The organism is Brucepastera parasyntrophica (genome assembly GCF_022376835.1).
GTDB classification, from domain to species: Bacteria; Spirochaetota; Spirochaetia; order Treponematales; family Treponemataceae; genus Brucepastera; species Brucepastera parasyntrophica.
The window spans coordinates 2,835,665-2,847,590 of sequence record NZ_CP084606.1 but is presented as its reverse complement, the minus strand read 5'-3'; the positions used below and the strand labels follow the sequence as shown (position 1 = coordinate 2,847,590).

Below are 11,926 nucleotides of genomic sequence, written 5' to 3'. Positions count from 1 at the left end.
TCACATTCTCACGGTCAGCACAAAGCTGCCGGAATAGGCGGTTTTTCTGCTGTCCATGTCCACAATGATTTCCACAAAAACAGTGTGCTGCCCGGCCGTATTTGGCGCGGTAAAGGGGATCATATTGCCTGACAGCAGCTCCGCGGAGACATCAGGTTCACCTTCTATCAGTATGGTATATGAAAGCCCGGCTGCTGTGGGAAGAGACGACCGGTTAACAGTAATATTGACAGTATCCTCTTTATCTACGATAAGTCCATCCGAGGGCGGGGTAAAGGCAAGCCCGTATATACCATCCACAAAATCGCAGCTTATCCCGATGGCTTTAACAAGGTACCCGTTTTTATCGACAGCCCAGCTGAGGTAGGAACCGCTGTTCTCCTGATCCTCAACCGCGAAGCTGGTATGGTTGTCCGCAATGTATCCGGCCAGCCCGTCAAGCACCCGGACATTTATATCGTACATTTCCGGCTGTATCTTGGCGATAGCATCCCGGTACTTGAAATCACCTGAAAGGGTTATCGTTTTTCCGGACTTGAGATACACGGGGTTTTCCATAATAACCTTCGCGTTGCCCTGCATGGAGAAGGTCCCGTCGTTTACACACACACCGGCGCCGTTTACCGTGGCCTCATTGCCGGTAATAACCCCGCCGGTCATATTGAAAGCCCCGAGCTCAATATGCACACCGCCGCCGTTCTGCGCGGTATTTCCAGTGACTAAGTCGCCGTTCATGTTGAATGTATCTCCGCCCACATATACTCCGCCGCCGTTTCCGGCTGTCTCATTGCCGGAAATGGTCCCGCCGTTCAGGGTAACGCTCCCGCCGCCGCCCGCTACTATGCAGATACCGCCGCCGCGCTGATCAGCGTTATTTTCTGAAATGGTCGCATTTTCAATATTGACCGCTCCGCCGTCATTGTATATGCCCCCGCCCATTGAGGCGCCGTTTCCGGAAATTGTTCCGTCTTCAATATTGACAGTCCCGCCGCGGTTATATATTCCGCCGCCGTTCGCGGCTGTGTTCTCCGTGATCCGGGTTTCGCCCTTTATATTAAGCGTCCAGTTACCGTTTAGGGCAATCCCTCCGCCTGATCCGAAACCATTACCATTGTCTGTAATGGTACAGTTGTCCAGAGTAAGGGTCCCGCGGTTCACCAGCAAAATCCCATGACCATAATCGGAGGAAAGACTTCCGCCCGTTATTATCAGGTTTTTCAGGGTAATGTCCGGGTTATATGTGCTGGATATATACATTGTCCTTCCGCTGTCAGCCGCGTCAATAGTTACGGTATCATTCTCTGCCATCGGCTGTATAACAAGGGTTTTGTCATAATTTACTATTTCAACCAGCGCGCTGGTGTTTCCGGAATTGCCGGAAGTAACATCGGACATAAGCAGGACATATCGCGGGACGGCCGTGCCGGAAGCGGAATCTGCCGTTTTCAGCAAGTCTATGGCGGCCTCTATTGTAGGCGCGGGAAGAGCCGGTACAAATCCATAATTATCATCCGCCGCCGGGGTTGAGTTTTCATCCACAAACACTACGGTATCGAGCATGAGGGTTCGCGAGGTTTTCCGCGAGGGTATCCGGCCGCTCTTTGTCGACCAGGCAACAAGTTCCGTTCCGATGGCGGCCTCAAACGGATTTCCGTAAGTATGAACCGTACTGTCGCCGCCCAGCGTATACAGTATTTCGTCGGCCTTCAGGCTGCCGTCCTGCGCGATCAGAGTGACTTTTACCCGGGCGGGGTTATCATCCGACTGGGCAATGCCGGCCAATACCGCGGGAGATACGTCCCAGCCGAAACCGGGCGTTGCGTTCCGGGCCTCAAGCCCGTCGGAATTTTTCAGAACAACAGCGAAATTATAGTATTTTTCAAATTCTTCCGTATCCATAGCCCCTGTTTCCTGCGATATCATACCGGCAGGAAAGGCCAGACTGGCGGAAGGATCAGTATAATCAAGCTCTGTCCCTCCGGCGGTTTTCCAGGGACCAGAATCTGTCTCCCTCGTATACATATATGTATTAATCGTATTTTCGGCCTTGAGGTATACCGTAACTTCATTCACGTCAATATAATCATCCGCGGTATTCATGTTCCAGTATACGGTGGGCGTCCCGGCTTCATTCCGCACCTCAAGATTATCAGCGGAAGCGGGGGTGACATTGCAGCGGATAAGGGGAAGGTTATAGTCGGCAAAGGTCCGGAGATTGTCCTGTGTTTTCATCGACAGCCGGAACCGGAACTCGTCCCGGATGGAGGCATCTTTAACCGTTATTGTTATATAGTCGGCTGAAGTCTGTTCCGCTTCGGCTTCACCGGCAACAGAAACATATTCCCCCTCGGCTGTGTCATAACGGGAAAGCCCCAGCGCCAGCGGGTACTTTTTCGGGTTCCTGAGCCGGACGCTTATAAGGGTGTGGCTGCTTTCTTCCGCCGGGTCAGAAGGCGGTATAATAATTTTTTTACTGTCGGGTCCGGTCTGGGAGCCGGTGGTAATCCGCCAGCTCTCCGCCGCGGCGTTTGAAGTATATTCTTCAAGATATTCGGGCACGGAAACATTAAAGGCGTTGCAGGCGGTCAGCAGGAGGGCCGCGGCCAAAGCCGGTATAAAAGCTGCGTGCAAACAGGATAACTTTTTTTTCATGAATGCCTCCGGTAACGGACAGGTCCCGGTTTTTCCTACATTGACCGGTTCCCTGACGCGGCAGAAGCTCGTATAAACTTGCGCTGAAGTTTTTTGCCGCGGATAGTTTTATCAGGAGCAAGGTTTGCTGAACCTGCGCTGATTTAAAGTATATACCAAGCCGGACATTTCACTGCCTGTTAGACTGTTTTTACAGACCGTTCCTTCAGCAGAAAAGTCCGGATTATGCGCACCATCAGCCGGCGTCAGGTCCCCTAGAACTGCCAGCCGACGGAAATGACGGGCAGCAGATAACCGCTCGGCATTTCCTTCGAGAAAAAGTGCATATATGTTACGCCAAGGTCCGCGTAAAGACGTTTGAATACAAACCACTGCAATGACAGGCCTCCGCCTGCCGTTGGAAACCATGTATTAAGCGGCTCCGATTCCAGACCGCCGCCGAAGTCAAAATACATATTGAGGAAGGCAAACACGCCGCCGCCCGCCCTGACATTCAGGACAAGCCGCTTCGGTATCAGGGGCTTCTGGTACAGCAGATTAAAATGTCCCCCGATCAGATGGGTCGAAACCGTATAACCGTCGGCCTCGTTTTTGATAAAATTCCAGTAGCCGTCAATTTCAAAACCGAAATATCCGTATGTCTTTTTTATGGGGACAAGGGACATACGGATATTTGCCCCGAGGGGGTAAAACCTTTTTTCAAAGTAGGTCGACATGTCCGACCCGTAAAGCAGTATCATGGGAGCGTAGCCCGCGGAAATATTGAAATCTACCGGTTTCTGGAATTTGACAGTCAGGGTCCCGGCGGAAGACCAGAGTCCGCCCGGGTTCTGCACAACAACATCATAGGAGCCCGACTGCATGGCGTCGCCGAACACAACCTCCGCGCGTCTCTGGGAGGAATCTATTGTTTTTTCAACGGGGAAAATTTTTCTCCGCCGCCGTATATCGCCTGCAACCGGTTCGCCCGGAACATCCTGCTCAATAAGAAAAATTTCCGCGCCTTCGACAAAGCTGTCGCCCGAAAGCACCATGGAACGGTCAAAGGTTTCATCAAGGTAATAATTACGCGGAGCAAAGTTTTCCAGCTCCGGCTGAATGGCCCGGAATACACTGAAATGCAGCCAGTCCGACTCGCCGTCCGCACGGTTAAGCAGATTATACACCACAAGCCGGTAACGGTACTCGCCTGCCGGAATTGAAATTTCTATATAGTTTGTTTCAACAGATTCCCTGAGAAACTCGGTATATTCCCTGCTTTCATCATCCTGCCGTTCCACAATTATTTCATAGCGGCGGACATGACTCTGCCGGGGCCATTCAAGCATCTGGATAAAACGCCATCCTTCTTCTGTTTCTTCTATATAATACGCCTGTTTTTCCGCGGCTGTTTCCGCCGGAACATCTCCTTCCGCCGGGGCCGGTGTACCGGACGCAGTCTGCGCAGCCAGCCGGAAGGACAGAAAAAACAGAACCGCAAAAAGGCCGGCGGAAAATCTTTTATCTGCCATAGAGGGCCCCGGATTAGTGACCTGCGGCTTTGAAGGCTGCGGAATATCAACAATAAAACGGTTCTCGCCGGCGATACCGGGCTGTTCAATGTATCCGTCCTCAGCCGTGAACACGGCTTCTACCCGCCACATAAAGGTTCCGCGGTCAAGAATGGACAGATCTTCCAGCGTGAAAGAATTATCAGGCAGAGGCTCTGTCCGGAGAAGGAGTTCACGGGAAGCGTCCCGGGACAGGGTCCTTGTCTGCGCGGCCTCACTGTCGGGCTCATGGAACAGGGAGAAAACATAGGCGTTCGCGCCGGCGACACTGTTCCATCTGAATACAATATTCCGGCTGTTCATAAGATCGTCCGGGCCGATCACATACTGGTCGGCAGGCAATCTTCCGCCCGGAGAGGGAAGCGGCGGAATGGGCTGTACGGTGAACCACGAGACACCGGGAGCGCTGACATCAAGCCCGTCTACAGTTTCCGCAAAGACGGTCCAGAACCAGGTACCCTGGGAAAGCCGTATCAGCTGTATGGTTGTGCCGGGATCGGCTATATCCATAACAGTCCCGGTTGATGAAGACCCTATGTCCTGGCTGGACGAAAGAACAAAGCGTGAAGTCCTCAGGACATCCACGGATGACCAGGTGACTGTTCCCGGATTTCTGATGGCGGTCAGTCCGTCAAAGGAATATCCCTCGGCGGGAGACTCAAGCACAACAGGCCGTAACCGTTTCATTGAAAAACGGAAGCTGGCAAGCAAACCGCTCCTTCGCGAAGAAGTGGAACTCTCATTGGTAAACGCCTGGATACTCCAGTTATAAATACCGTCTTCCATATCGTCCATGGATACTTCAAGCGAAGTACCCTCAACATAGGGATTTTCAAATACCGGACGGTCGCTGTCCTCATCCGAATAGAGTTTGAAATGATAATATTCGGCCAGCGGCACCGGTTCCCAGTTAAACTCTACCGGTTCATTTTCCCTCACGACTACCCGTATTCCCTGAGAGGGCATTCCTCCCTCGGACGCGGCGAGGGGCGGGACCGTGGCAAAACGTTTGGGCGCCGTAACAAAATTCACCGATTCGGAACCGGTCACCGCGACCAGCCTCCAGTAATACTCCCCGAGCGGGAGCTGAAGCCCCTGGGCCGAAGAAGTAGACACCGTATCGTCAAAAAGCAGTACGGAAAAATCGGGCGTATTTGAAACCTGAAACCTGTTCTGGAAAGGAAGGTTTGTCCGCCAGGTAAAGCGCAAATCAGGGAGCCTGGCGTCCGCAATGGTATAATTATCAGGAGGAAATATTGTCCGGTGTATAACCTCGCCTTCCATGGCAAGGAAGGACCGCACATCCGACACCGGAGAACGGTTACCTTCCATATCGGTTAAATATACGCCCCAGTAATACTGTCCGTCCCGTATAATATTCCTGTCGGCATTGTATGAAAACCAGTTTTCGGTCACGATCTGCTGTAAAACAGGATCAGAAAGATTTTCATTCCGTGAAACCTGAATGGTATAGGAAACAGCTTCCGTGTCGTTTTTCCATGAAAAATACACATCCCGCCGGTTCCGGGCAATATTGACAAAACCGGAAGGCTCGGGCAAAAGAAGCTCGGGCGCGTAAAGCGAACCGCTCTGCCGGATTACAAAGGTCTGCACACCCGACGGAAGGGCCGACCCCGCGTACTCATCTGAATAAACGGGAGTTATTCTCCAGTACCAGGTTCCGGCGCCCAGTCCCTGATACACGGCCGAAATATCCCTGGTACGCCTGGAAAACAGGGGGTTATCCATTTCGGGATTATCAGCGGCCTCCAGCAGATAGGAAGAAACCTGATCAAGCGAGGACCACAAAAAGCGCACTGCAGGCAGACGCGAGCAGTAACTGTATTCATAATCCACTGCCGGCGCAATAAGCTGGGGCGCCGGAGCATAGGTAATCATAAGACGCCCTGAAGCGGCATTGGCTAAATAACGGTCTTCACGGACAGAGGAACCCTCTTCTCCGTATTCAATGGGATACATTCTCCACCAGAATATGCCCGAAGGCAGATCAACGGAAGCCGTCCGCGCGCCGCTGATATCAACGGACTGTACAACGCGGGTAAAATTCCGGTCTTCAGAAACTTCAAGACGGACATAGCGTTCATCGGTAAAATTGACATTCTGCCAGACAAAGTCGACAGACATAGGGTCCCTGGAATTATTCAGGAGTCTGGTTCCCGGCAGGGGAGATGATACGGAGACCGCAGGTTCTGTCCTGAGTTCGCCGGAACCGGTCATATTGAAAACTGACCCGGCCGAAGCGCTGTAATTGCCCGCGGCGGAATCAAAGTTCGCGGTCCCCTCAAGAACGCGGAGCATGAATTCCTGTCCGCCGCCCTCGCCGGCTGTAGCGCTGCCCGCGTTTATTACGCCGCCCGCGGCAACCTCAACACGGTTTCCGCCTGAAGAAAGAACCATAGTAGTTCCTCTGGCGTTCTGGGTATTTACACTGATATCTCCTGCCCCGAAGTCTATAAAGGCCCCGGTATCACTGACAAAAATCTGGGCCAGACTGTTTTCAAACAGTTCGATAATCTCCCCCGAAGGAAATATTATTGTGGCCTCAGAGAGTTCAGCCGTGCGGATAGTGTCCCCATTATACACGGGAGATTCCTGCTGCAGACGGTCCCATATAACCCGGTCAATAAATTTCCGCTGGGCGGACTTGTATTTAAAACTGATAGTGGCAATGGGCTTCTCATTCAGTCTGGTCATGGTCCTGTTCAAATCCTTCCAGAAAAGCCTGATATTCAGGATGACTCCGAAAAGACAGATCAGAATAACCAGAACATCAGGAACCCTGGATCTTATATTTCTTTTCTTCAGCATCTGTATCTACCTTATTAATATCGGGAGCCTGAATACCCAGAAGATTTCTTACATCGGCCATTGTCTTCGGACCTTCCGGGCCGGCGCCGGGTATGTCGGACGCCGCGGGAATATTTATAACGGCAAACATCCGGACGGGTTTTTCTTTTCCCTTTACCGTAACGGAAGGCATTTCTTCTACAAGAAGATGCTCCTTTATCAGATCATAGGTATTTTCGGTAATAAGAATGTCCGTACCCATGGGTTTGTTAAGGGCCTCGGTACGGGACGCAAGGTTTACGGCGTCGCCTATAACGGTATACTCCATACGCTCGCTCGATCCGATCTGGCCTGCGACCACGTCACCGGTATTGACGCCGCAGCCAATTTTGATAATGGGTTTCTTGTCTCCGCCCCTTCCCTTATTGAATTCCAGAAGGGCGGTACGCATCATCATGGCGGCTCGCACACAGTTCAGCGCGTCCGACGCCGGAGAACCGGAAGAAACAGGAGCGCCCCAGACTGCCATAACGGCGTCTCCGATAAACTTGTCAACAACACCGCTGGTGTCATTAACACACTTGACCATCTTGGTCATATACTCATTCAGGAATTCAACGACCTCATGAGGTTCGAGTTTTTCTGAAATCGCCGTAAAGGAACGGATATCGGAAAAGAAGATAGTGACATGCTTGGTTTCGCCTCCGAGGGTCAGTTCGCCCTTCATGGCCTTTTCCGCAATGTCCTTGTTGATAAAACGTCCGAACGTATCCTTCAAGCGCTCGCGTTCGGCAAGGCCCTTGCCCATGTGAACGAAACTCTCGGTCAGAAGCCCCAGTTCGTCTCTTGTCTTCGGCTTCAGATCGATTTCGAATTCGCCCTGCTCTATCCGACCGGCTGCGTCGGCAAGCTGCCGGATCGGCTTGCTGATTGTCTTTGAAAAAAACCACACAAACAGAACCGCCGCGAAAAGAACGGCGGCTGTCAGGAAAATATTTCTGCGGGTCGTTGCCGCGATACCTTCAAAAACCACATCATACTGGATATTGGTAATGACCGCGGTGTCCCGAGCGGAATCTTGTAAAACGCGCTGAAATAGCGGACCCCGTCGCGGTCGGTATACATAAGCTGGCGGTTCCGGTCCCCGCTTTCCCTCATCTGCTGGATAACGGGCAGACTGGACATATTGCCTCCCGCCCTCACCAGATCAAAATCGGCATGGACCAGAAGGTCGCCTCTGCTGTTAACCATAAAGGAAGAGTTAGCCCCGGTACCGAATGTTTCGGTAAGGCTCTCCGAAGAAAAGAAGATGACTACAGTCTGCTCAAGCCCGCTTTCCTGCCAGGGATACATAAGGGCAAGAACCGGAATCCCGAATACCGGGGCCGCGTTCAGAACCATGGATTCCCCGGCTGCAGCCTGGCGCACGGCGCCGGACTCCATATTCAGGAACACATTGATACGGGAAGTATCAACCTCATTTGAAAGAAAGAACCTGTTGTTGATAAGCTCCTGTTCCCCGTGCACAATCACGGCGGCAATGTCGGGGTTTCTCTCAAAGAAAAAGGCCGCGGCCTGCCTTGACAGTGAAACCGAAGACCCGGCCGCGTTGAGCATATCAAGCAGAAGGAAAACATTTGACCTGACCGTATTCAGTTTGTTTTCAGCCTCGGTCCCCGACCGTTTGTTAACCGTGAAGTTATTGTCTTCAGCTGTAATGCGCACATCTGAGGAGACCATCACCGATACAAGTACGGTAATGGTTACCAGGGACACAAGCAAAAGAACGGTGATAATTGTTACGAGTTTTGCCCCAATGGGGAAAGCCACTTTCGCTGTCTTTAAAACATCTCTTTCTTCCGACACGTTTTTCTCCATACATTATGCCTGAGCAGATTTAAAACATCAGTCCTAAACATATCCCGGCAAAAAATTTGGCTTTTTCAGGCTTTAGTATTATATATATAGTATACTTTGAAACAAAATTAGCTTTCGCGCGGTCTGAACAGCAGGCCGGAAAAAAATCCCGGTGAAAATCACAAAAAAACGCGCAGGATAGCATCATTCACAATATATTCTAGCACAGCGGCCCTGATTTTACAATGCTTTTTCCTGAGATCAACTATATTATTGTCTAATCTCATCAAAATTTAACATATTGTCAGGGGACTTTTTACCGATTTTTGAAAACCAGGAAGCGGCGGGCGGCCGGGACCATTACCTGTAGAACGGCAATCCGCAATAGATTTGTACGGCAGGGACAGAACGCGTTTCCTGGCCGGGGAACTATTCAGACGGAAAAGGGTCTCTAACCGGTGATACATATAATTTCCGAAGGCTTCCTGTAAGTCCGGGCCCTGCGCAAAAAAAACTCCGGTCAAACTTACACAAACTGTTGTAAAAGTTCAGAATATTCACACATACCTGTGTGTAAAGCGGCCCGGCAGATTTCCGGCAGAACCGGAAACATATAAGATAAAGCGGGCGTATATCCCGTATTCTGAAAAGCCCCTTCGTAAATAAATACAGCGGCAATTATCTTGCACAATACTATGTGTAAAAAAACATTCCGGCCGGACCATATACGTTCGCCGTATTCCTGAGCCGGACAAGGCGAAAACGGCGCGCGGCTGCCGTGTCCTGAGAAAGCGTTACAGTGAAAAAATCCTGCCGGAACAGCGGGACTTATCCGCACAGTAATTCATGAAATCGCGGGGTCCCATTATTACGGAAACCATGTGATCGCACCAACCCGCTGAAAAAACAAAGCGCGCCGGAATTATTTTTTTCTCCGGCACGCCAGTGTGAATCCTGAAAAAGGGCCGCATTCGGCAGCCATCTGCGCTTACTTTTTTCCCGCCTGGACCAGAGTAACCGCCGAGGTTATTACAATATCTTCAACCGAAGCGCCTCTGGACAGATCTGAAATGGGTTTCGCAAATCCCTGAAGGAAGGGTCCGAAGGCGTTCGCGTCCGCAAGCCTCTGGACAAGCTTGTATCCTATATTACCTGACCCGAGGTCAGGAAATACCAGGGTGTTGACCTTTCCGGTAACGGGACTCTCCGGCGCTTTTGTCCGGGTCACCGAAGGAACGAGAGCAGCGTCAGCCTGGAGTTCACCGTCAAAGATAAAATCCGGGTTCTGTGACTTAAGCAGGCTGACCGCGTCCTGGACCCTTACAACATTGGGGTCGCTCCCGCCCGAACCCTTTGTTGAAAAGGACAAAAAGGCAACGACGGGCTCCGCTGAAATCATATCGCGGCAGCTCTTCGCGGCCGAAACGGCAATATCAGCAAGCTGTTCGGAGGTCGGGGTGGGAATAACGGCGCAGTCTGAAAAAATCATAAGCCCGTCCGATCCCCATGCGTGGTCTTTCATTTGCATGACAAAACAGGAGGAGGCCGTTTTCATTCCGGGTGTCGTCCCGATTACGGTAAGACCGGCCCGGAGAACATCGGCCGTGGTATTTTCAGCGCCGGCGACCATTGAATCGGCAAAGCCCCTGCTCACCATCATGGCGCCGAAACGCAATGTTCCCTGAATATCAGTCCGGGCCTGTTCCGGGGAAAGGCCTTTTGCCTTCCGTTTTTCATAATAGGCTTCAGCAAATTCATCGAGCCATCCGGAGTTCTGCGGATTTACAATTGCGATTCCCTCAAGGCTGGTCCCTGTTCCTTCTGCGGCCTTCCTTACGGAAGATTCATCACCGAGGAGGGTAACTTCCGACGCCAGTTTTTCATCAAGTATAATGCGCGCGGCCTGTATTGTACGCGGCTCGGTCCCTTCCGGCAAAACCAGCCTGTTTCCGTATTCAACGGCCTTTTTCTTCATAAGATCAATAAAATCCATAGATATACTCCTTTTAGGTTCGCCCTGAAAAATATTACTCCGGCAGCACCGAAAATTATATAACTGAAACTTTTCGGGAACAGTATACCATACTCTTTCCGGTTTGTATTCCCGTATTCATCAGGATTGACATCAATTCCGGTTGTAAGCGCTTATCAGGTAAGGGAGTACAAAATAAATTTTTTCTTTTTTTGCCAAAATAAAAAAAACATGCTATACTGGTGCCAGTCTGGAAATTGAGGGTTCAGGACAGCAGGCGTATTTTTTTTGCCCTGTACTGCGCTATTCAGTCAGACAGAAAACTGCCGATAATTAAATAAGAAAAAACTAAGTATAATGTAAGTTTCAGCATCGAAAGTCCTTGTAAGCAAAAACTTTAAAAAACAGAATTTGTAAGGACTTTTGTATGAAACAATGCTTTCACTGCCACTTTTTCACCTGGGAAGCCCGCATTTTTAACGGCTTTATCTGTGCACAGCTTTCAAAAAAAGAACGGTTTATTCTTTCACGGAACCTGAATTTCGCGCGGACTGGAAAAACGCCTGGAATCCTGAAGTGCTACAATGATTTCTGGAACGCCGAAGACCTGATTACCCAAAAGGAAATCCTTGCTGAAATTTTTGAGCAGGACAGGGAAAACTGCGCGTTTTTTGTCCAGCAGGAAGAAGGAATGAGTCTGTCTTCAATGAAGAGCAAGATGACAGTCTGATAACCGCAGGAATTTTACGGATACTTCACCGAAAATATTAAGCGTCTGTCCGGCGGGAAAGGCGGCATTCCGTCAGGTCCATGCGATACAGTTTCCGGTATGAGGCCATCCCATTCAAAACTTTTTTATATTTTCCTCTGCGCTGCGGACATTCCTGCCGGCCGCGAAAATATACAGGGCAGGGTTTTAAAGAAAAAAATATCCTGCAATAAATATTACAGGATATACCGGTTTTGAGCCACGATGGATTCGAACCATCGACCCACGCCTTAAAAGGGCGTTGCTCTACCTACTGAGCTAGTGGCCCGGAAAATAACAGTGTTAGAAAAATATACTATACGGGAAATTTTGTCAATA

The 11,926-nt window shown here is 50.5% G+C and carries 4 protein-coding genes, 1 tRNA gene and 1 pseudogene; 1 reads left to right on the top strand and 5 read right to left on the bottom strand.

Going from position 1 to position 11,926, the window contains the following annotated elements:
- From K7I13_RS13665 to pta, 4 genes and pseudogenes are all read right to left on the bottom strand, one after another.
- Complete coding sequence (locus K7I13_RS13665; RefSeq protein WP_255946566.1) at positions 1-2,652, bottom strand: autotransporter outer membrane beta-barrel domain-containing protein; 2,652 nt, start codon at positions 2,650-2,652, stop codon at positions 1-3.
- 254 nt (positions 2,653-2,906) lie between these two features.
- Positions 2,907-7,031, bottom strand: a complete 4,125-nt coding sequence (locus K7I13_RS13660) for a FecR family protein (RefSeq protein WP_255946565.1) — start codon at positions 7,029-7,031, stop codon at positions 2,907-2,909.
- Positions 6,994-8,888 (bottom strand): annotated as a pseudogene (locus K7I13_RS13655) (adenylate/guanylate cyclase domain-containing protein). Before K7I13_RS13655 ends, K7I13_RS13660 begins: the two are co-directional and overlap by 38 nt.
- Positions 8,889-9,855: 967 nt before the next feature.
- A complete protein-coding gene (gene pta, locus K7I13_RS13650) occupies positions 9,856-10,860 on the bottom strand; it encodes a phosphate acetyltransferase (protein WP_255946564.1) in 1,005 nt (334 codons plus the stop codon).
- A gap of 406 nt (positions 10,861-11,266) precedes the next feature.
- Here pta and K7I13_RS13645 point away from each other — a divergent pair, with 406 nt between their 5' ends.
- Positions 11,267-11,569, top strand: a complete 303-nt coding sequence (locus K7I13_RS13645; RefSeq protein WP_255946563.1) for a hypothetical protein — start codon at positions 11,267-11,269, stop codon at positions 11,567-11,569.
- Positions 11,570-11,803: 234 nt separating this feature from the next.
- Here K7I13_RS13645 and K7I13_RS13640 read toward each other — a convergent pair.
- A tRNA-Lys gene (locus K7I13_RS13640) sits at positions 11,804-11,876 on the bottom strand.
- Positions 11,877-11,926: the final 50 nt, after the last annotated feature.